The sequence below is a fragment of the Pimelobacter simplex genome, assembly GCF_024662235.1.
Taxonomy (GTDB): Bacteria; Actinomycetota; Actinomycetes; order Propionibacteriales; family Nocardioidaceae; genus Nocardioides.
Window position 1 is genome coordinate 5,698,671 of the sequence record NZ_CP096276.1, and the last position, 19,307, is coordinate 5,717,977.

At 73.1% G+C, this 19,307-nt stretch carries 22 protein-coding genes; 12 read left to right on the forward strand and 10 right to left on the reverse strand.

Annotated features, from left to right (window positions below; genetic code table 11):
* The first annotated feature begins 20 nt into the window (after positions 1-20).
* From M0M48_RS27905 to proC, 6 genes are read left to right on the forward strand one after another with little or no spacing between them, the layout of a single operon-like run.
* Positions 21-959, forward strand: coding sequence for a Ppx/GppA phosphatase family protein (locus M0M48_RS27905; RefSeq protein ID WP_215813619.1), 939 nt, complete (start codon positions 21-23; stop codon positions 957-959).
* Entirely contained in the window at positions 956-1,810 is an 855-nt protein-coding gene (locus M0M48_RS27910) for a sugar phosphate isomerase/epimerase family protein (protein WP_257753635.1), read from the forward strand. The genes M0M48_RS27905 and M0M48_RS27910 overlap by 4 nt, the downstream gene beginning before the upstream one ends.
* The gene (locus tag M0M48_RS27915; protein ID WP_257753636.1) at positions 1,807-2,520 is read left to right on the forward strand and encodes an ABC transporter ATP-binding protein; all 714 of its coding nucleotides are present in this window, start codon (positions 1,807-1,809) and stop codon (positions 2,518-2,520) included. Before M0M48_RS27910 ends, M0M48_RS27915 begins: the two co-directional genes overlap by 4 nt.
* Positions 2,517-3,251, forward strand: a complete 735-nt coding sequence (locus M0M48_RS27920) for an ABC transporter permease (RefSeq protein ID WP_215813616.1) — start codon at positions 2,517-2,519, stop codon at positions 3,249-3,251. The genes M0M48_RS27915 and M0M48_RS27920 overlap by 4 nt, the downstream gene beginning before the upstream one ends.
* Before the next feature lie 33 nt (positions 3,252-3,284).
* Complete coding sequence (locus tag M0M48_RS27925) at positions 3,285-4,118, forward strand: proline dehydrogenase family protein (protein ID WP_257753637.1); 834 nt, start codon at positions 3,285-3,287, stop codon at positions 4,116-4,118.
* Positions 4,115-4,933, forward strand: a complete 819-nt coding sequence (gene proC / locus M0M48_RS27930; RefSeq protein WP_257759281.1) for a pyrroline-5-carboxylate reductase — start codon at positions 4,115-4,117, stop codon at positions 4,931-4,933. The genes M0M48_RS27925 and proC overlap by 4 nt, the downstream gene beginning before the upstream one ends.
* A gap of 8 nt (positions 4,934-4,941) precedes the next feature.
* On the opposite strand, the gene M0M48_RS27935 is transcribed toward proC, so the two are convergent.
* The 5 genes from M0M48_RS27935 to M0M48_RS27955 form a co-directional block, all read right to left on the reverse strand.
* Positions 4,942-5,631, reverse strand: a complete 690-nt coding sequence (locus M0M48_RS27935; protein WP_257753638.1) for an HAD family hydrolase — start codon at positions 5,629-5,631, stop codon at positions 4,942-4,944.
* Between the two features lie 39 nt (positions 5,632-5,670).
* Positions 5,671-6,627: a tryptophan--tRNA ligase gene (gene trpS, locus M0M48_RS27940; protein ID WP_257753639.1), complete on the reverse strand. Its 957-nt coding sequence runs from the start codon at positions 6,625-6,627 to the stop codon at positions 5,671-5,673.
* Between the two features lie 161 nt (positions 6,628-6,788).
* Positions 6,789-7,400, reverse strand: coding sequence for a TetR/AcrR family transcriptional regulator (locus M0M48_RS27945; RefSeq protein ID WP_215813612.1), 612 nt, complete (start codon positions 7,398-7,400; stop codon positions 6,789-6,791).
* Positions 7,397-7,819: a hypothetical protein gene (locus M0M48_RS27950; RefSeq protein ID WP_257753640.1), complete on the reverse strand. Its 423-nt coding sequence runs from the start codon at positions 7,817-7,819 to the stop codon at positions 7,397-7,399. Before M0M48_RS27950 ends, M0M48_RS27945 begins: the two co-directional genes overlap by 4 nt.
* A complete protein-coding gene (locus M0M48_RS27955; protein WP_257753641.1) occupies positions 7,816-9,243 on the reverse strand; it encodes an MFS transporter in 1,428 nt (475 codons plus the stop codon). The genes M0M48_RS27950 and M0M48_RS27955 overlap by 4 nt, the downstream gene beginning before the upstream one ends.
* Before the next feature lie 295 nt (positions 9,244-9,538).
* Here M0M48_RS27955 and M0M48_RS27960 point away from each other — a divergent pair, with 295 nt between their 5' ends.
* The 4 genes from M0M48_RS27960 to M0M48_RS27975 all read left to right on the forward strand — a co-directional run bounded on the left by M0M48_RS27960 (position 9,539) and on the right by M0M48_RS27975 (position 12,351).
* A complete protein-coding gene (locus tag M0M48_RS27960) occupies positions 9,539-9,754 on the forward strand; it encodes a helix-turn-helix domain-containing protein (protein WP_038676689.1) in 216 nt (71 codons plus the stop codon).
* Between the two features lie 175 nt (positions 9,755-9,929).
* A complete protein-coding gene (locus tag M0M48_RS27965; protein ID WP_008356322.1) occupies positions 9,930-10,031 on the forward strand; it encodes a 30S ribosomal protein bS22 in 102 nt (33 codons plus the stop codon).
* Between the two features lie 72 nt (positions 10,032-10,103).
* Entirely contained in the window at positions 10,104-11,165 is a 1,062-nt protein-coding gene (locus tag M0M48_RS27970; RefSeq protein ID WP_215813609.1) for an NAD-dependent epimerase/dehydratase family protein, read from the forward strand.
* Positions 11,158-12,351: a lysophospholipid acyltransferase family protein gene (locus M0M48_RS27975; RefSeq protein ID WP_257753642.1), complete on the forward strand. Its 1,194-nt coding sequence runs from the start codon at positions 11,158-11,160 to the stop codon at positions 12,349-12,351. The genes M0M48_RS27970 and M0M48_RS27975 overlap by 8 nt, the downstream gene beginning before the upstream one ends.
* Here the strand turns inward: M0M48_RS27975 and M0M48_RS27980 are convergent.
* The 5 genes from M0M48_RS27980 to M0M48_RS28000 form a co-directional block, all read right to left on the reverse strand.
* Entirely contained in the window at positions 12,312-12,893 is a 582-nt protein-coding gene (locus M0M48_RS27980) for a sugar O-acetyltransferase (RefSeq protein ID WP_257753643.1), read from the reverse strand. The genes M0M48_RS27975 and M0M48_RS27980 overlap by 40 nt on opposite strands.
* Positions 12,894-13,225: 332 nt before the next feature.
* Positions 13,226-14,464: an IS256 family transposase gene (locus M0M48_RS27985; RefSeq protein ID WP_257750629.1), complete on the reverse strand. Its 1,239-nt coding sequence runs from the start codon at positions 14,462-14,464 to the stop codon at positions 13,226-13,228.
* 63 nt (positions 14,465-14,527) lie between these two features.
* Entirely contained in the window at positions 14,528-15,493 is a 966-nt protein-coding gene (locus tag M0M48_RS27990) for a DUF5667 domain-containing protein (protein ID WP_257759282.1), read from the reverse strand.
* 109 nt (positions 15,494-15,602) lie between these two features.
* Positions 15,603-16,406, reverse strand: coding sequence for a sigma-70 family RNA polymerase sigma factor (locus tag M0M48_RS27995; protein ID WP_215813605.1), 804 nt, complete (start codon positions 16,404-16,406; stop codon positions 15,603-15,605).
* A gap of 102 nt (positions 16,407-16,508) precedes the next feature.
* Positions 16,509-17,393 (reverse strand): HAD family hydrolase, encoded by an 885-nt coding sequence (locus M0M48_RS28000; RefSeq protein WP_215813604.1) that lies wholly within the window; start codon positions 17,391-17,393, stop codon positions 16,509-16,511.
* 53 nt (positions 17,394-17,446) lie between these two features.
* Between M0M48_RS28000 and M0M48_RS28005 the strand changes: the two genes are divergently transcribed.
* Entirely contained in the window at positions 17,447-19,054 is a 1,608-nt protein-coding gene (locus M0M48_RS28005; RefSeq protein ID WP_257753645.1) for a class I adenylate-forming enzyme family protein, read from the forward strand.
* Positions 19,051-19,299, forward strand: a complete 249-nt coding sequence (locus M0M48_RS28010) for a glutaredoxin family protein (RefSeq protein ID WP_215813602.1) — start codon at positions 19,051-19,053, stop codon at positions 19,297-19,299. The genes M0M48_RS28005 and M0M48_RS28010 overlap by 4 nt, the downstream gene beginning before the upstream one ends.
* Positions 19,300-19,307: the final 8 nt, after the last annotated feature.

The following is a 19,307-nucleotide window of genomic DNA, read 5'->3' on the forward strand; positions in this document are numbered from 1 at the left end:
CGGCTAGTACCGTTGGGGACATGCGTCTGGGCGTGCTCGACATCGGTTCGAACACCGGTCATCTGCTCGTGGTCGACGCCCACGGCGGGGCCGCGCCGCTGCCGGCGTACTCCTACAAGGAGCCGTTGCGGCTGGCCGAGCACCTCGACGACAACGGTGACGTGTCCCCGACGGGGATCGCCGCGCTGACCGCGTTCACCGCGCAGGCGCTGGTGGTCGCCGAGGAGAAGGGCTGCGAGGAGATGCTGTCGTTCGCCACCTCGGCGGTGCGCGACGCGGGCAACGCCGAGGACGTGCTGGCGCACGTCGAGGCCGAGACCGGGGTGCGGATCGAGGTGCTGCCGGGGGAGGACGAGGCGCGCTTGACCTTCCTGGCCGTACGACGCTGGTTCGGCTGGTCGGCGGGGCGGCTGGCGGTGTTCGACATCGGTGGCGGCTCGCTCGAGATCGCGGCGGGTTCGGACGAGCGTCCTGATGTGGCGTGGTCGCTGCCGCTGGGGGCGGCACGGCTGGCGCGGGCGGAGTTCGCCGAGCAGCCGGACGACGAGGCGCTGCGCCAGATCCGGCGGCGGATCCGGGCCGACATCGCGCGCGATGCGGGTCACCTCCTGCGCGCCGGTACGACGCACCGCGCGTCGGCCACCTCCAAGACGTTCCGCTCGCTCGCCCGGATCTGCGGGGCGGCGCCGTCCCAGGACGGGCCGCTGGTGCCGCGGACGCTGCCGCTGAGCGAGCTGCGGCAGTGGATCCCCAAGCTGGTGGCGATGACGTCCGAGGAGCTCGCCGCGCTGCCGGGGGTCTCGCCGAGCCGCACCCACCAGATCGTGCCGGGGGCGCTGGTCGCCGAGGCCTGCATGGACATCTTCGACCTGCACGAGCTCGAGATCTGTCCCTGGGCGCTGCGGGAGGGCGTCATCCTCGAGCGGCTCGACAAGCTCAGCGTCACCGACGAGCCATGACCTCCGGGGCGGGGCGATCGGCAGGCGGACCGGGAGGTCGGCCGAGGATCGGCCTGTCCACCAGCTCGGTCTACCCCGAGTCGACCGCGCACGCGTTCGCCTATGCCGCCTCCGTCGGCTACGAGGCCGTCGAGGTGATGGTCGGCATCGACGCGCTCTCCCAGCAGACCGATGCGGTGCGCCAGCTCTCCGACCACCACGACCTGCCGATCTCCGCGATCCACGCGCCCTGCCTGCTGTTCACGCAGCGGGTCTGGGGGGTGGAGCCGTGGGGCAAGCTCGAGCGCTCGGCCGCGACGGCCAAGGCGGTGGGCGCCGAGGTGGTCGTGGTGCACCCGCCGTTCCGCTGGCAGCGCGAGTACGCGCGGGACTTCGTCAACGGCATCGCCGCGCTGGAGGAGTCGTCGGGCATCGCGTTCGCGGTCGAGAACATGTACCCCTGGCGGGCCTCCAAGCGCCGGATGGAGATGTACCTCCCGAGCTGGGATCCCTCCGAGGAGGAGTACGCCAACACCACGATCGACCTGTCCCACGCGGCGATCGCGCAGTCCGACCCGGTCGCGATGGCCGAGCGGCTGGGCCGGCGGCTTCGGCACATCCACCTCACCGACGGCACCGACTCGGCCAAGGACGAGCACCTCGTGCCGGGGCGCGGTGACATGGGGGCGGCCGCGTTCCTGCGGCACCTGGCGACGACAGGCTTCGCCGGCGAGGTCGTGCTGGAGATCAACACCCGCCGCTGCACGACGCGCGAGGAGCGCGAGGCCGACCTGCGCGAGTCGCTGGAGTTCGCGGTGGAGCACCTCACCGTCGTACCGGCTGAGGTCGAACCCGGGGGCGACCAGCCGTGAGCGCGGTCGAGGTCGCCGGCCTGCGCGTCGTCCGCGGTGGACGGGTGGTCCTCGACGGCCTCGACCTGACGATCGGCCCCGGGGTGACGGGGCTCCTGGGCCCGTCGGGGTGCGGGAAGTCCACGCTCCTGCGCAGCATCGTCGGCGTGCAGCGCGTCGCGGGCGGGACGGTGACCGTGCTCGGCGAGCCGGCCGGCAGTCCGCCGCTGCGCGACCGGGTGGGCTACCAGACCCAGTCCTCCAGCGTGTACGACGACCTGACGGTCCTCGAGAACCTCCGCTTCTTCGCGCGGGTGCTGGGGATCGGCCCCGCCGCGGCCGACCAGGCCGCCGCGTCCGTCGACCTCGGTGGCCACCGCGACCAGGTCGTCGGCCGGCTCAGCGGCGGCCAGCGCTCCCGGGTCGGTCTGGCCGTGGCGCTGCTCGGCAGCCCCGAGCTGCTGGTGCTCGACGAGCCGACCGTGGGGCTCGATCCCGTGCTGCGGCGCGACCTCTGGGCGCTCTTCCACCGGATCGCGACGGCCGGGACCGCCGTCCTCGTGTCGAGCCACGTGATGGACGAGGCCGAGCGCTGCGACGACCTGCTGCTCATGCGCGAGGGACGGATCATCGCGCAGGGCGCGCCGTCCGCCATCAAGGAGCAGCAGGGCGCACCCGACGTCGAGACCGCCTTCCTGGCGCTGGTCGAGGGCGGGGAGGACCGCTCATGACGCCGCGGGTGACGCTGGCGATCGCGGTCCGCGTGCTCACCCAGCTGCGCCGCGACCACCGCACGCTGGCGATGCTGCTGGTGCTGCCGTGCCTGCTCCAGGTGCTGCTGTGGTGGATCTTCGACTCCACGCCGCTCGTCTTCGACCGGATCGGCCCGGCCCTGCTGGCGATCTTCCCGTTCTTCGTGATGTTCCTGGTCACGAGCATCACCACCCTGCGGGAGCGGTCGAGCGGCACGCTGGAGCGGCTCTTCACGCTGCCGATGGGCCGGCTCGACTTCCTCTGCGGCTACGCGCTCGCCTTCGGCGCCGTCGCCGCCGTGCAGGCCGCGCTCGCGTCGGGGGTCGCGGCCGGGCTCCTCGACCTCGACGTCGACGGACCGGTCGTGCTGCTCATCGTCGTGGGGGTCGCCGACGCCGTGCTCGGTACGGCGCTCGGGCTGTTCGTGTCGGCCTTCGCCCGCACGGAGTTCCAGGCCGTGCAGTTCCTGCCGGCCGTCGTGGTGCCCCAGATCCTCCTGTGCGGGCTGATCCTGCCGCGCGACCACCTGCCGCCGGTGCTGGAGGCGATCGCCGGCGTGCTGCCGCTGACCTATGCCGTCGACGCGATGGAGCAGCTCGCGACCACGTCGAGCACCGGCCAGGTCTGGCGCGACGTGGGGATCGTGGTGGCGTTCGCGATCGCGGCGCTCGCACTGGGTGCGGTGACCCTGCGACGTCGTACCGACTGACGGGAGCGACCGGAACCCCCGTAGTTTAGGGACATGCGGCCGGTCCGGGACTCCCTGATGCTGCTGTCGCGCAGCGTCCTGGGCCGCCGGATCGTGCGCACCTTCGTGCCCGGCGACCGGGTCGACGACGCGGTGCGGGCGGTCGCGGAGGTCCGGACCGCCGGCTTCGCGGTGGGCGTCGAGCGGCTGGGTGCGCCCGCGGGCTCCGCGGTCGCCGAGTACCGCACGCTGATCGACCGGCTCGCCGACGCCGGTCTCGCGACCGGCACGGACCTCACCATCGGCGTGGTCCCGCTCGACGAGGCCCGCAAGATCTGCCGCACGGCGGCCGGAGCCGGGACCACCGTGACGGTCGGCGCCACCGACGCCGATACCGATGCCGGTGCTGGCGTCGATGCGCGGATCGCGCTGGTCGCGGCGCTGCGCGCGGACTTCCCCGGCGTGGGCGTGGTGCTGGACGCGGCGCTCCCGCGCACCGAGGGCGACTGCCGCGCGCTGGCCGGAACAGGGAGCCGGGTACGGCTGGTCCGGGGTGCCGACTCGGCCGAGGCCGACAAGGCCTACGTGCGCTGCCTCAAGGTGCTGCTCGGCGGCGCCGGCTACCCCATCGTGGCGACCCACGACCCACGGCTGTTGGAGATCGCGGTCGCACTGGCCAGCCGCTACGGGCGCGCGCCGGCGACGTACGAGCTCCAGCTGCGCTACGGCGTCCGCCCGGCCGAGCAGCAGCGGCTGGCCGGCACGGGGGAGCAGGTGCGGGTGCTGCTGCCGTACGGCCCGGACTGGTACGGCTACCTGGCCGCCCAACTGGCGGAGCGTCCCGCGAACCTGTCACTGTTGCTGACGTCCTTGATCCCCAGGAAGTGAGCGAGCAGACCGTGAGCGAGAAGCGCACCGCTGTCATCGGCGCCGGCGTGATGGGGGAGACCCTGCTGTCCGGCCTGATCCGGGCCGGCCGGAGTGCCGACCGGCTCGTGGTGGTCGAGAAGCGACCGGAGCGCGCCGCCGAGCTCGCCGAGAAGTACGGCGTCAGCGTGGTCGACCAGGTCGGCGCGGCCGCCGAGGCCGACACCGTCCTCCTCGTGGTCAAGCCGCAGGACATGGCCGACGTGCTCGCCGAGCTGGGTCCGGCGCTCAAGCCCGGCCAGCTCCTCGTCTCGCTCGCCGCCGGCATCACCACCGGCTTCGTCGAGTCGCGCGTGCCCGAGGGCGTCGCCGTCGTCCGGGTCATGCCGAACACGCCCGCACTCGTCGACGAGGGCATGGCCGCGATCTCGCCCGGCACCCACTGCGACGACAGCCACCTGGCCGAGGCCGAGCAGCTCATGGCGTCGGTCGGCCGGGTCGTCCAGGTCCCGGAGAAGCAGCAGGACGCGGTCACCGCGATCAGCGGCTCGGGTCCGGCCTACTTCTTCTTCGTCGTGGAGTCGATGATCGAGGCGGGCGTCCACCTCGGACTGCCGCGCACCGTCGCCCACGAGCTCGTCGTGCAGACCCTCGTCGGCTCGGCCGCGATGCTGCGCGAGACCGGCGAGCACCCCGCGGTGCTGCGCGAGCAGGTCACCTCGCCCGGCGGTACGACGGCCGCGGCGCTGCGCGAGCTCGAGGTGCACCGGGTGCGGGCGGCGTTCCTCGCCGCGCTCGAGGCCGCGCGCGACCGCTCGCACGAGCTCGGCAGCTAGACCGGTACCTAGACCGGCAGTGCGCCGAGGCCGCGCACCGTCGCGACCTGCGCGGCAGGTCGCGCGCGCCGTCCCCGCCGGTCGAGCAGCAGCGCCGTCAGCCCGGCCCGCTGCGCGCCGACGACGTCGTTGCGCAGCGAGTCGCCGACCATGAGCGTCGCGGCGGGCGCGACGCCGAGGGCCGCGCAGGCGGTGAGGAAGGCGCGCGGGTCCGGCTTGGCGGCGGGCAGCTCGGACGAGGCGAACACCGGGACGTCGCTGCGCAGCAGGCCGGTCCGGCGCAGCTTGTCGGTCTGGATGGTCAGCTCGCCGTTGGTGAGGATGCCGACCCGCAGTCCGGCGGCCCGGGCGCGCTCGATGGCCGCCGCGGCGTCGTCGAAGGCGCGCTGCGCCGCCTGGTAGCAGGCGAGGAAGCCCGCGAACACGTCGTCGGCGAGCGCGTCGTCGGCGAGGTTCCACGACGGGAGGAACTCGCGGATGCGCACCCGGCGCTGCTCGGTGTAGGTGATCTCGCGGCGCTGGGCGCGCTCGTAGTGCCGGTTCTCCAGCACGCACCAGCGCTCGGCGTGGGCCTCGAGCTCGGCGGGAGTGTCGGCCAGCCCGAGGCCGGTCAGCCAGGCGCGCAGGGCGCGGTCGGCCGCACCGCGGTGGTCCACCAGGGTGTCGTCCAGGTCGAGGAGCAGTGCCTGGAACGTCATTCCGCGAAGTCTGCCAGCGGCCGCCGACACTCTCCGAACTCAGAGCCCGACCGCCTCCCGGGCCGCGCTCAGGACCGGCGCGGTGACCGCGCGGCAGTGCTCGGCGCCGCGCTCGAAGACCTCCTGGACGTACGCCGGATCGGCCGCCAGCTCGGCGTACCGGGCCTGGATCGGGGCCAGTTCGGCGACCACGGCGTCGGTGACGGCCGCCTTGAGGGCGCCGTAGGTGGCGATGCCGTCCGCGGATCCTCCGCACGCGGTGAGGACCTCGATCAGGTTGGTCACGCCGGGCTTGGCGTCGCGGTCGGCGCGCACCGAGGCCGGGCCGGTGTCGGAGTCGGTGACCGCGCGCGCGACCTTGCGCCGTACGACGTCGGGCGGGTCGAGCAGCGCGATCGAGCCCGCGTCGGGCCCGGACTTGCTCATCTTGCGGGTCGGCTCGGCCAGGTCCATGACGCGGGCGCCGGCGGGAGGGACGGTGATCTCGGGGATGGCGAAGACCTCGCCGTAGGTCGCGTTGAAGCGCAGCGCGATGTCCCGGGTGAGCTCGACGTGCTGGCGCTGGTCGTCGCCGACCGGGACCTGCTCGGGGCGGTAGAGCAGGATGTCCGCGGCCATCAGCACCGGGTAGGTGAAGAGCGAGCAGCGGACCGTCTCGTGGCGGCGGGACTTCTCCTTGAACTGAATCATTCGGCTGAGCTCGCCGGTGGTGGCGACGCACTCCAGCAGGAAGGACAGCTCGGTGTGCGCCGGCACCCGGCTCTGCCGGAAGAGCGTGCTGCGGTCGAGGCCCACGGCGAGGAGCAGCGTGCTCTGCTCGGTGATCGCGGTGCGCAGCGTCGCGGCGTCGCGCGGGGTGGTGAGGGCGTGCAGGTCGGAGATGCCGTAGAAGCACTCCGCAGAGTCTTGGCCCGCGCGCATGGGACGCAGGGCGCCGAGCAGGTTGCCGAGCGTGAGGCGTCCGCTGGGGGTGAGGAGGGAGAGTCGTCGGGTCATGGGTGCTCCTGGAGAGAGGGCCCACGGGCGGCCACCACGGGCCGTGAAGCACGACGGCCGCCCGTGGGCGGCCGGTGAGAGAGGTGTGTCGAGGGGGCGGCCGCCGTCAGGCGCGCCACCACCGCAGCTGCGAGGAGATCAGCGGGGTCGACACGTCCCGATCATCCCACGCGGCGCAGGACGTCGACGTCGGGGACCACCTCGCCGGGCGGGGTGAGCAGGCCGAGCATGGTCGCCGCGATCGCCCGGGCGGCCTCGTCGGCGGCCAGCTCGCCGTCGTACACGGAGGTGGCGGCGGCGTGGGTGACGCTGTGCATCGTGGTGACGAGCCACGAGACGGGCAGGTCGGTACGGAACCGGCCGGCCGCGCGGCCGTGCTCGATGAGGCGGCGGGCCCGTTCGCGCGGCTCGCCGTGGGCGGCGGCCATCTCGGCGACGGGCATGCTCTTCTCGGCGGCGACCACCAGGGCGCCGTACCGGAGGGTGGTCTGCCAGGTCGCGTCGATCAGGCGGACCATCGCCGCGGCGGGGTCGCCGCTCAGGTCGAGGCCGCGCAGCGAGGCCTCCGCCTCGGCCATCGCCCGCGCGACGACCGCCGCGACGAGGACCGCGCGCGACTCGAAGTGGCCGTAGAGCGTCACCCGGCCCACGCCGGCGGCCTTGGCGATGTCGTTGATGCTGGCGTCGGGGTCGCGCGCGAGGCACGCGGTGGCGGCGTCGAGGATCGCCTCCACGTTGCGGCGCGCGTCGGCACGGAGCGGTCGGGTGGTCACGATGCAGTGATCGTAGGGCCCCGGTGGTGGCACCCGGCGTACTCCTCCCAGCGCCAGGCCATCGCGGCCAGCATGAGGACGAACATCGCCACGTGGCCGACCGCCATCAGGCCGCCGTCCCCGAGGACACCGGCCCAGTGGAGGGGGACGGCGACCGCGAAGCCGGCGTACATCACCGCGCACATCTCGACGACGGGCGCCCAGCGGTGACCGCGGAACCTCATCCAGGCGGCCATCGGGACCGCCATCGTGGTGGCCATCACGAGCGTCTCGACCGTGGCCGAGCGCATCCAGGAGCCGTCCGCGGCCGCGCCGGTGGCGAGCATCCAGACCGGCCAGAGGACGAGCATGCCGAGGAGCATGGCGGCCACCATCTCGCCGTAGTGCCGGGCGAACCGGCGTACCTGGCGCGTGCTCACCGGGCACGTCCCGGGACCGACATGAGCGAGACGAGCGCGGCGGCACCGGCGACGCCGGCCGCGACGGCGAAGCCGTGCACGAACCCGTCGGCGGTGCTCCCGGCGATGCTGGCCGCGGCGACGCTGGAGATCACGGCGGCGCCGAGCGAGGCGCCGAACTCGTGGAAGGTGCTGACGATCCCGGACACGATCCCCGACTCGTGGGGCGCGACGTGGCCGAGCGCGGTCGCGGACGCCGCGACGAAGAGGACACCGAGCCCGAGGGCCGCGCCGGTGGTGCCGGCGACGACGGCGGTGGTGCCCTCGACCAGCGCCGGTACGACGAACCCGGCCCCCGCGACCACGAAGCCCACCGTGGCCAGGGCCCGGGCGCCGAGGCGCTGGATCAGGTGGCCCCCGGCGGTGGCGCCGACGATGGTGGCGAGCGCGACCGGGAGGAAGAACAGGCCGGTCGCGAGCGCACCACGACCGGCGTGGTGCTGGAGGTAGAAGGTGCCGAGGAAGAAGCCGGCCACCATGAGCGCGGTCGCCGAGACGATGAGGAAGGTGCCGGAGGCGACCGGGCGGCGGGTGAGCAGGCGCAGGTCCATCAGGGGGGAGCGGGCGGTGCGCTGGCGCAGGCCGAAGAGCACGTAGAGGGCGACCGCTGCGGCGAGCAGGCCGAGGGTGCGGCCGCCGACCCAGCCGTGGTCGCCGGCGCCGATGAGGGCGTAGATCGCGGTGCCGGTGGCGGCGGTGACCAGGGCGGCGCCGAGGAGGTCGAGGCGGGCGGGGGCGGTGGGCGGGGTCGGCACGGCCGGCGCGGTCGTCGTACCGGAGGGGAGGCGGCGGGCGAGCCCGACCGCGACGACCAGCCCGATGGGGACGTTGACGAAGAACACCCACGGCCAGCCGGGGCCCGCGGTGAGGATCCCGCCGAGCAGGACGCCGAGCGCGGCTCCGCCGCCGCCCAGCGCGGACCAGACGCCGAGCGCCCGGTGCCGCTCCTCGCCGTGGAAGAGGTGGAGCAGGGCGGACAGGGCGGCCGGGGAGAGCAGTGCGGCGCCGACACCCTGGGCGACCCGGCTGCCGACGAGCAGCTCGGGGGAGCCGGCCAGCCCCGCGGTCAGCGAGGCGGCGGTGAAGAGGGCGAGCCCGGTCAGCACGACCGGGCGGGAGCCGAGCAGGTCGGTGACCCGGCCGCCGAGCAGCATGAGGCCGCCGAAGGCGAGCGTGTAGGCGCTGACCACCCAGGTGGTCGCGGCGCGGGAGAGGTCCAGGTCGGCCCCGACGTGGGGGAGCGCGACCGCGACGACGGTGACGTCGACGATCAGCATCAGCTGGGCGGTGCCGAGCAGGGCGAGGGTGCCCCACCGGCGCGGATCGGGCTCGGTGCCCGGGTGGGGGTCGTGGCCGGAGGCGGCCGGGGCGGGCGCGTGGGTCATCGGAACTCCTAAGTCGAACAGTGATGTTCAGGATCATAAGTCGAACATGCATGTACGACAAGAGCCTCGGGCGACGGTCGGAGCGAGGCGTTTGCGTGCGATCCACGGCGGTGGCACGGTGGAGGGACGGCTGATGAGATCGGGGTTCGGTCAAGGCGACACGCCGGATCCCCAAAAGTTTCACTGATGAATCTCTTCCCCATCAGTCACATCTGGCTCTACTCTCACTCACGAGGCGTCCGCAGGGTTCACAGCTGGGGAAGGCGGTGACGGACGCGCAGAAAGCTGGTTGGTCATGGCTCCTCCGTCGCGCGAGCGCACCGAGTCCCTCCCGGACCCGAAGTTCCTCACCATCGCCGAGGTCGCCTCGGTCATGAGGGTGTCGAAGATGACCGTCTACCGCCTGGTCCACAACGGCGACCTCCCGGCGGTCCGCGTCGGCCGGTCGTTCCGCGTCACCGAGCACGACGTGGACGAGTACCTCCGCAAGTCCTTCTACTCCGCCGGCTGAGCGCCGCCGCGAGTACGCCGACCGCCCCGGGCGGCGGTGCGATCTTCGTCCCATCTCCTGCGCTGATTCACCGCGGTCACGCGCTGCCGGATAGGCTGACCCGGTGCTCCGGGGTCTACCCGGTGCGACGTACGTCCGCCGAGCGGCCTCGTTCGGCGATCTGGAGAGGTTCCACGTGGGTTCTGTCATCAAGAAGCGCCGCAAGCGCATGGCGAAGAAGAAGCACCGCAAGCTGCTGAAGAAGACGCGCGTTCAGCGTCGCAAGCTCGGCAAGTAAGCCGGGCGCTCGGGGCGTTCTCGCCGTGCCGGTGCGCAGCTGCGCACCGGCCTGATCCGAGGAGTCGGTGGAATGGGCACCGGACGCACGGTCCTGGTCACCGGGGTCTCCCGCGACCTCGGCCGCACGCTGGCTCGCACGCTCGCGACCGACCCCGGCATCGACCGGGTGATCGGCGTCGACGTCATCCCGCCACGGGGTGATCTCGGCGACGTCACCTTCGTGCGCGCGGACATCCGCAACCCGGTCATCGCCAAGGTCATCGCCAAGGAGGACGTCGACACCGTCGTCCACATGAGCGTGATCGCGACCCCGGGATCCGCTGGTGCCCGCGGCACCATGAAAGAGCTCAACGTCATCGGGACGATGCAGCTCCTCGCGGCGTGCCAGAAGGCCGAGGGTCTGCGCTCGCTCGTGGTGAAGTCCTCGACGATCGCCTACGGCGCCAGCAGCCGCGACCCCGCCATGTTCACCGAGGACATGGAGCCGCGGCGCCCGGCCCGTACGGGATACGCCAAGGACGTCGCCGAGGTCGAGCAGTACGTCCGCGGCTTCGCGCGCCGTCGTCCCGACGTGTCGGTGACCCTGCTGCGCTGCGCCAACGTCATCGGCCCGCGGGTGGTCAGCCCGCTGACGTCGTACTTCCGGCTGCCGGTGATCCCGACGGTGCTCGGCTTCGACCCACGGTTGCAGTTCCTCCACGAGAGCGACCTCAACCGGGTGCTGCGCCACGCCGTCCACGAGGACCCCGGCGGCACCTTCAACATCGCCGGCGACGGCCTGCTGATGCTCTCCCAGGCGCTGCGCCGCGCCGGGCGGACCAGCGCCCCGGTCCCCGGCTTCGCCTTCGGCGGCCTCGGCTCGGCGCTCAAGTCGGCGCGCGTCGCCGATCTCTCGCCCGAGCTGGTCGCCTTCCTGACCTACGGTCGCGGCGTCGACACCACCCGGATGCGCACCGAGCTCGGCTTCGAGCCGCGCTACGACACCGCCGCCGCCTTCAACGAGTTCGCGGCCGCGCTGCCGCCCGGCGGCCGTCGTGCCGAACGGGTGCTGGGCGCGCTGGCCGAGCGTCTGCCCCCGGTCGAGGACGACCGTCCCGTCCAGCTCACGGTCGCCGGAGGCCCCCATGGGTGACGCCGAGATCATCCCGATCGGTACCCGCGGGCAGCCCGGCCGCGGCACCGGCAAGCGTCCCTCCGCCGCCGCGCGCGGGCTCGCGCCCAAGACCGGCGCGCCCGCCCGCAAGGCGCCGGCGGCCAAGAAGCCCGCCGCGGGGACGCCGCCGTCCCCGCCCCAGCCCGACCTCGCGGCCGAGACGCCGGTCATCGAGACCGCGCCGGTGAGCGACGCGCCCGCCGTACCGGAGCCGGCGGCGGGAGCGGCCGCCGCGGCACGCACCGAGGAGCGCGGCCTCAGCCCGCTCGCCGGGATCCCGGTCGGCGACTGGCTCGCCGCCTTCCAGCACGCCAGCAAGGAGCTCTTCGGCGACCAGTGGGAGCCCCAGCTGGCCCGCTTCCTGGCGTTTCTGCGCCGCCGCCTGACCGGTGAGTACGTCGTCGACGAGTACGGCTTCGACGCCGAGGTCACCGAGCGCTTCTTCATGGCCGCGCTGCGCCCGGTCGCCCAGAAGTGGTTCCGGATCGAGGTCCGCGGCGTCGAGAACATCCCGGCCGAGGGCGGCGCCCTGGTCGTCTCGAACCACTCCGGCACGATCCCGGTCGACGGCCTGATGACCATGGTCTCGATCCACGACCAGACCGGCCGCCACCTGCGCCCGCTCGGCGCGGACCTGGTCTTCCGGCTCCCGGTCGTCGGCAGCCTGGCCCGCAAGGGCGGCGCCACCCTGGCCTGCAACGAGGACGCCGAGCGGATGCTCAGCGACGGCAAGCTCGTCGGCGTGTGGCCCGAGGGCTTCAAGGGCATCGGCAAGCCGTTCTCGGACCGCTACAAGCTCCAGCGCTTCGGCCGCGGCGGCTTCGTCTCGGCGGCGCTGCGCACCGGCGTACCGATCGTCCCGCTGTCCGTCGTGGGCGCCGAGGAGATCTACCCCCTCGTCGGCAACATCCCCTCGCTGGCCCGCCTGCTCGGCGTCCCGTACATCCCGATCACGCCGTTCTTCCCGCTGCTCGGCCCGCTCGGCCTGGTGCCGCTGCCGTCGAAGTGGCTGCTCGAGTTCGGCGAGCCGATCCGCACCGACGAGTACGACGCCGGCGCGGCCGAGGACCCGATGCTGGTCTTCAACGTGACCGACCAGGTCCGCGAGACCATCCAGCACACGCTCTACAACCTGCTGCGCGAGCGGGAGTCCGTCTTCCGCTGACGCTGACGGGCGGGGTTGCCGACGACGACCGCGCCCGGTGCCACGTCGCGCGTCACGACGCTGCCCGCGCCGACCACGGCGTCGGCCCCGACGGTGACGCCGGGCAGCACGATCACGCCCCCGCCGAGCCAGGCGTTGGAGCCGAGGGTGATGGGGAGCGCGCGCTCCCAGCCGGTGCGGCGTCGTCCGGGGTCGTCGACGGGGTGCTGGGCCGTCAGCAGCTGGACCCGGGGGCCGAGCCGGACGTCGTCGCCGACGGTGATCGGTGCGTCGTCCATGAAGATCGCATCGTGGTTGACGAACACCCGGTCGCCGAGCCGGATGTGCGCGCCATAGCTGCACCGGAAGGTCGGCTCGATCCGCACGTCGCGTCCGACCTGGCCCAGGAGGTCCGCCAGCAGGCGGCTGCGGTGCTCGTCCTCCGCGGCGCCGAGGGCGTCGATCGCTTCGAGGGCGAGCCGGCAGCGGTGCCGCCGGGCGCGCAGGTGGTCGTCGTCCAGGTACCACTCACCGGCCAGCATCCGGCGCAAGGAGTCGCTCATCGAGCCCACCCTCGCACGCCCCTGGTCGGGACGCGGGTGGGTCGGAGGGCTACTTGGTGGTGCCGAGCAGCCCGCCGAGCAGGCTGGTCACGCCGTCGAGCAGCGGGAGCGTGCTCGATGGGGCGGTCGGCGTGCTGCCGCCACCGTTGGCCGGGGGCTTCTTGCCGCCGTTGATGATCGGCCCGAGCAGGTCGGGCAGGAGGCCCTCGCTCGTCGGCTTGTCCGACGGTACGTCGACCGGCGCGGTCGGCGGCGTCGTGGTGCCGCCGGTCGGCGGCGTGGTCGTCGACAGAGCCCCGCGGGGTGGTGGGCTTTGAGGTGACCCTCGGTGCCTACGCGTCGCCGTTGTCGATGGCGGCGACGGGGTGAGTATTGCTGGTCTCGTAGAGCTTGGCCATGGAGCCTTCTGAGAGGTAGCGGCGCTCGCCGGCGATCCATTCGTCGTGCATGTCGATCAGCACGGCTCCGACGAGTCGGATGACGGCGGCGGCGTTGGGGAAGATGCCTACGACCCGGGCCCGGCGCTTGATTTCCTTATTCACGCGCTCCAACGGGTTGGTCGACCAGACCTTGCGCCAGTGCTCGCGCGGGAACGCGGTGAAGGCCAGGACCTCGGCCTTGGCGGCGTCCATCAACGGACCGAGCTTGGGGAACCGGGCGGCGAGCTCCTCGCGGGTCTTGTCCCACGCCGCGTGGACGTCCTCGGGCGTGGGCTGGGCGAAGATCATCCGGAACGCGGTCGCCACGAGCTCGGCCTGCCCCTTGGGCACGTGAGCGAGCAGGTTGCGCGCGAAGTGGACCCGGCACCGCTGGTGCGCGACACCCTGGAACGCCCGGCCCAGCGCCTTGACCAGTCCGGAGTGCTGGTCTGAGATGACCAGCTGCACGCCGGCCAGGCCGCGCTGCTTGAGGCTGAGCAAGAAGGCGCGCCAGAAGACCTCGTCCTCGCTGTCGCCGACATCTAGGCCGAGGATCTCCCGCTCCCCGGTCGCGCTCACGCCGGTCGCGACGACCACCGCCATCGACACCACCTGACCGCCCTTGCCCGGGGCGTTACGGACGTGGAGGTAGGTCGCGTCGAGGTAGATGTAGGGGAACTCGACATGATCCAGACTGCGGGTGCGGAACGCGCCGACCTGCTCATCGAGGTTGGCGCAGATCCGGGAGACCTCGGACTTGGAGACACCGCTGCCGCCCATCGCCTCGACCAGGTCGTCGACCGAGCGGGTGGAGATGCCGTGGACGTAGGCTTCCATGACTACCGCGTACAGCGCCTGGTCGATACGGCGCCGCGGCTCGAGGATGATCGGGAAGAACGAGCCCTTGCGCAGCTTGGGGATGCGCAACTCGACATCGCCGGCCTTGGTGGTCAGCATCCGCGGACGGTGGCCGTTCCGCTCGGCTGTGCGGTCCTCGGTGCGCTCATAGGGCGCCGCGCCGATCTGCTGGGTGGCTTCGAGCTCGATCAGCTCTTGGAGCGCGAGCCGGACCGAATCACGGATGAGATCGACGCCATCACCGGCACGGAACGCCTCGAGGATCTCGGACAGGGCAGACTGGGGCAAGGCCATCGGTGGACCTCTTTCTTCAGTGGGTGCTTGGCCGTACACACCGAAGATCCCGCCGATGGCCGTCTACGTGCTGACGCCCCGCCGCTGCTCCCTCAAACCCCACCACTCCCGGGGACTCTTACTGGTCGTCGGGGTGGAGCCGGGCTTCGGGGCCGGCTTCGTCGGCTTGCCGGTCGGGCCGACCGGCGTGACCGAGGCGGTGCCGGCGGTGTCGCCGCTGAGCAGGTTGCTCAGGGGGAGCGTCGCGAAGTCGGGGACCTCGGTGACCGCGCCGTCGGCGCAGGTCGGGCAGGCCTCCCAGGCGGCGGCGTCGATCTGGCGGATCGTCTGGGTGGCGGTGATCAGGATCGACCGGCTCGAGGTCGGTACGTCGGGACCGAGCGTCGCGAGGATGTCCATGCTGCTGCGGGCGAACTTGCGCAGGTCGGCGATCCGGTCGGGCTTGCCGGTCGTGGCGTAGTCGTCGAGCGCGAGCTCGGAGGCCTGCTTGGCCTGGTCGGTGAAGTCCTGGAGCGTGCTGGAGACGGCGTCCTCGTCGGCCCCGCGCGCGGTGAGCTTCTGGACCTCGGTCAGGCGCGACTCGGCGTGCGCGATGAGGGTCTCGGCCTTGGAGGCGCCGTTGCCCTGGAGGTTGGTCTGGGCGTTCTCGATCGCGCGCTTGACCGGGTAGAGCACGTCGCCGGGCAGGGCGTCCTGGGAGGCCATCGCCATCGAGCCGGTCGCGGCGACGACGGCGAAGCCGCCGACCAGGGCGGCCACGCGGCGCTCGCGGGCGCCGCGGCGCTGGCGCGGGGTCAGCCGGACGGCGAGCGCCTCGTCGGCGCGGGCCGGCTCACGCTCGGCGGCCGCGACGAGCTGGGTGCGCAGCGAGGAGACGAAGTCGGGGCGGGCCTCGACGGGAGGCACCTCGCGCAGCGACGCGACGAGCTCGAGCAGGTCGGCGTACGCCTCGTGGTCGCCAGCCCTCCCCGAGATGAGCGCGTCGAACTCCTCCGCGCCCCGTGCCCCGGCATTGCCCCGCATCACCATGTCCGTCCTCGAGTCGGGTCGTTACGAACATCCAACGAATCGAGGGTCCCGCTGGTTACGGTCCGAACGGACATGGCGCAATAGTCCGTCCGGACTACGTGACGGGCGGTCATCGCAGACCCTCCGGCATCAGCTTGGCGAGGTTGCGCACGCCGCGGAGCTGGAGCTGCTTGATCGCGCCGTCGCTGCGGCCGAGGGCGGCTGCGGTCTCGGCGATGCTCATGCCCTGGAGGAAGCGCATGATGAGGCAGTCGCGCTGCTCGTTGGGGAGCTTGGTGAGCGACTCGAGCAGGATCTCGTTGGTGAGCGTCGCGAGGACGGCGTTCTCGGGGCCCTCGGTCGCGTCGTCGTGCTGACCCATGTCCTCGGTGGTCATCTCCAGGCGGGTCCGGCCCGCCTTGAAGTGGTCCGTCGCGAGGTTGCGGGCGATGGTCATCAGCCAGGCGCCGAAGTCCTTGCCCTGCCAGCGGAAGGACGACATGTTGCGCAGCGCCCGGAAGAAGGTCTCGGAGCACAGGTCCTCGGCGACCACCACGGAGCGGGTCCGGTAGTAGAGGAACCGGTAGACCGACGGCTGGTAGTGGTCGTAGAGCATCCCGAACGCCTCGGCGTCGCCGCCGCGGGCCAGCTCGACCAGCGCGATCAGCCGCTCACGGGCCTCGGGGGAGTCCTCGGAGGACGCGGCGAGCGTGGCGTCGCCGTAGCCGCCCTCGGTCGGCCGCTCGTCGGTGTCGCTCTCGGCGTGCGCCTCGCTGAGCAGCCAGTGGTCGCCCCGGTCCACCGACCGGTACGACGCCCGCGCGGGGCCGCCGGTACCGGCGAGCGCGAGGGCGGGCTCAGGGGTGAGGGCAGCGAGCACAGCCGCACGCAGGGCCTCCAGCCCTCGCGCGACGTCGTTGTGCTGCCAGGTCATGCCCGGTCCCCTCCCTTTGTCCCCCGAACGGGATCCTAAGGCAGAGCCTTGCGCTGTGGTACCCGAATGGACGAAACCGTTTCGCGGGCGCCCGACGGTCCCTCAGCGGTGCCGGCGGACCTGGCGGCGGACCAGTGCCCCGGTCACCGCGGCCCCGGCGGCGGCCGAGCCGGCGATGAGGCCGGCCCGGGCGGCCTTGCGGCCGGTCCGGTAGTCGCGGATCCGCCAGCCCTGGGCCCGGGCGTGGGCGCGGAGCTTGGCGTCGGGGTTGATCGCGCAGGGGTCGCCGACCAGGCTCAGCATCGGCAGGTCGTTGTAGGAGTCGCTGTAGGCCGAGCACCGGGCCAGGTCGAGCCCCTCGCGGTCGGCGATCGCCTGGACCGCGACCGCCTTGGCGGGCCCGTGGAGCATGTCGCCGACGAGCTGGCCGGTGTAGACCCCGTCGACGTGCTCGGCGACGGTGCCCAGGGCGCCGGTCAGGCCGAGCCGGCGCGCGATCAGGTTGGCGATCTCGATCGGCGCGGCGGTCACCAGCCAGACCCGCTGGCCCTCGTCGAGGTGCATCTGGGCGAGCGCGCGGGTGCCGGGCCAGATCCGGTGGGCCATCGCCTCGTCGAAGATCTCCTCGCCGACCTCCTCGATCTCCTGGACCGTGTGGCCGGCGATGAAGGCGAGGGCGGAGTTGCGCGCCTCGGCGACGTGCTCGGGGTCCTCGACGCCGACGAAGCGGAAGTACGCCTGCTTGTAGGCCGCTCCGAGGATGTCGCGGGTGGTGAAGAACTTGCGCCGGTAGAGCCCGCGGGCGAGGTGGAAGATGCTCGCGCCCTGCATCACCGTGTTGTCGACGTCGAAGAACGCCGCGGCACGGGCGTCGGCCGGGTGGCGCAGCGCGTTCTCGACCTCGGCGGCGGCGGCCGCGGCCTCTCCGGCCAGCGCCGAGCGCTGCTGGAGGTTGAGCCGGCGGGGCCGGTCGGCAGGCGGGACCATGGGCGCAGCCTAGTGCGCCGGAGGGCCCTGCGGGCCGCGCGTAGGATCCCCCTATGTCGCAGCCGGACGTCCTCGCCCCGCCCGACGTGGCCGCCCTCGTCGCGGCGGCCGCAGCCGATCATCCCGACCGGCTCGCCGTGGTCGAGGCCGGCGGCCGGGGGCTGACCTGGGCCGAGCTGGACGACGAGGTCAGCCGGGTCGCGACCGGGCTCGGGACGGCCGGCGTGGTCGCCGGGCACCGGGTGATGATCGTGCTGGGCAACCGGCTGGAGTTCGTGACGACCTACCTCGGGGTGCTGCGGGCGCAGGCGGTCGCCGTCCCGGTCAACCCGGGCTCCACGGTCGTCGAGCTGGCCGGGATGCTCGTCGACTGCGGCGCGCGCCTGGTCGTCGTCGACGACCAGACGGCCGAGCCGGTGCGCACGGCCACGGGCCGCAGCGAGGTCACGGCCGCGGCACGCGACGAGTCCCGCCCGCTGCCCCGGCTGGTCGTGGTGGGCGCGCCGCCCGCCCCCGACGAGCTCGGGTACGACGACCTGCGGGCCGAGGAGGCCCGCCCGGTGCCGCCGCTGCCCGATCCCGAGAAGCTCGCGGTCCTGCTCTACACCAGCGGCACCTCCGGCCTGCCGCGCGCGGCGATGCTGACCCACCGCGCCCTGCTGGCCAACGTCGAGCAGGTCGCCACGGTCGAGCCGCCGATGATCCACTCCGATGACGTGGTGCTCGGCGTGCTGCCGCTGTTCCACGTCTACGGCCTCGGCGCCGTGCTCGGCGGCGTGATCCGGCACCGGGCCAAGCTCGTGCTGACCGACCGCTTCGACCCCGAGGGCACCCTCGACCTGATCGAGGACGAGGCGTGCAGCGTCGTCCCCGTGGCGCCGCCGGTCTTCGCCGCCTGGCGCGACGTCGACGCGCTCGCCGAGCGGCTCGGCCCGGTGCGGATGATCCTGTCCGGCTCCGCGCCGCTCCCCGCCGAGACCGTCGAGGAGTTCAGCGCCGCCGTCCGGGTGCCCGTGCACCAGGGCTACGGCCTGACCGAGGCCTCGCCGGTGGTCACCAGCACGCTCCGCTCGGCCGCCGTGAAGCCCGGCTCGGTGGGCGCGGCGCTCGACGGCATCGAGCTGCGCCTGGTCGACGACGAGGGCATCCCCGTCGAGGGCTCGGCCGCCGACGACCCGGGCGAGATCCAGATCCGCGGGCGCAACCTGTTCAGCGGCTACTGGCCCGAGGGGGCCGACGGTCCGGGCGCCGACGGGTGGTGGTCGACGGGCGACGTGGGCTTCCTCGACGCCGACGGCGACCTCTTCCTGGTCGACCGGGTCAAGGAGCTCATCATCGTCTCCGGCTTCAACGTCTACCCGAGCGAGGTCGAGGCGGTGCTCGGCGAGGTCGCCGAGGTGCGCCAGGCCGCGGTGCTCGGCACGCCCGACGACCAGACCGGCGAGGCGGTGGTCGCCTATGTCGTCGCCGAGGACCCGGCGGCCGACGCCGGGTCGGTGGTCGCGGCGGTCCGAGCGGCGGCCGAGGAACAGCTGGCGCCGTACAAGCGGCCGGGGCGGGTCGAGGTCGTCGAGACGCTCCCGCGCACGGTCACCGGCAAGATCCGCAAGGGTCAGCTGCGCGGCCAGGAGCGGCGCAAGGCGCTCGGGATCCTCGAGTGAACGCCGCCACGCCCCGCGTCACGCTCTACGGCCGGCCGGGCTGCCACCTCTGCGACGACGCCCGCGCGGTGATCGAGGCGGTGTGCGCCGAGCTGGGGGAGAGCTACACCGAGGTCTCGATCGACGACGATCCCGAGCTCGCCGAGCGGTTCGCCCACGAGATCCCGGTGACCTTCGTCGACGGACGCCAGCACGACTTCTGGAGGGTGAGCCCGGACCGGCTCCGCCGCGCGCTGCAGGGGTGAACGTATCC

Excerpts from the sequence above, each read along its gene's own strand:
- M0M48_RS27990 (WP_257759282.1), bottom strand. The coding sequence starts at position 15,493 with ATGGTGATGCGGGGCAATGCCGGGGCACGGGGCGCGGAGGAGTTCGAC.
- M0M48_RS27910 (WP_257753635.1), top strand. The coding sequence starts at position 956 with ATGACCTCCGGGGCGGGGCGATCGGCAGGCGGACCGGGAGGTCGGCCG.
- M0M48_RS27980 (WP_257753643.1), bottom strand. The coding sequence starts at position 12,893 with ATGAGCGACTCCTTGCGCCGGATGCTGGCCGGTGAGTGGTACCTGGAC.
- M0M48_RS27995 (WP_215813605.1), bottom strand. The coding sequence starts at position 16,406 with ATGACCTGGCAGCACAACGACGTCGCGCGAGGGCTGGAGGCCCTGCGT.
- M0M48_RS27905 (WP_215813619.1), top strand. The coding sequence starts at position 21 with ATGCGTCTGGGCGTGCTCGACATCGGTTCGAACACCGGTCATCTGCTC.
- M0M48_RS27935 (WP_257753638.1), bottom strand. The coding sequence starts at position 5,631 with ATGACGTTCCAGGCACTGCTCCTCGACCTGGACGACACCCTGGTGGAC.
- M0M48_RS27970 (WP_215813609.1), top strand. The coding sequence starts at position 10,104 with ATGGGCACCGGACGCACGGTCCTGGTCACCGGGGTCTCCCGCGACCTC.
- trpS (WP_257753639.1), bottom strand. The coding sequence starts at position 6,627 with ATGACCCGACGACTCTCCCTCCTCACCCCCAGCGGACGCCTCACGCTC.
- M0M48_RS27925 (WP_257753637.1), top strand. The coding sequence starts at position 3,285 with ATGCGGCCGGTCCGGGACTCCCTGATGCTGCTGTCGCGCAGCGTCCTG.
- M0M48_RS28005 (WP_257753645.1), top strand. The coding sequence starts at position 17,447 with ATGTCGCAGCCGGACGTCCTCGCCCCGCCCGACGTGGCCGCCCTCGTC.
- M0M48_RS27955 (WP_257753641.1), bottom strand. The coding sequence starts at position 9,243 with ATGACCCACGCGCCCGCCCCGGCCGCCTCCGGCCACGACCCCCACCCG.
- M0M48_RS27975 (WP_257753642.1), top strand. The coding sequence starts at position 11,158 with ATGGGTGACGCCGAGATCATCCCGATCGGTACCCGCGGGCAGCCCGGC.
- M0M48_RS27960 (WP_038676689.1), top strand. The coding sequence starts at position 9,539 with ATGGCTCCTCCGTCGCGCGAGCGCACCGAGTCCCTCCCGGACCCGAAG.
- M0M48_RS28000 (WP_215813604.1), bottom strand. The coding sequence starts at position 17,393 with ATGGTCCCGCCTGCCGACCGGCCCCGCCGGCTCAACCTCCAGCAGCGC.
- M0M48_RS27985 (WP_257750629.1), bottom strand. The coding sequence starts at position 14,464 with ATGGCCTTGCCCCAGTCTGCCCTGTCCGAGATCCTCGAGGCGTTCCGT.
- M0M48_RS27920 (WP_215813616.1), top strand. The coding sequence starts at position 2,517 with ATGACGCCGCGGGTGACGCTGGCGATCGCGGTCCGCGTGCTCACCCAG.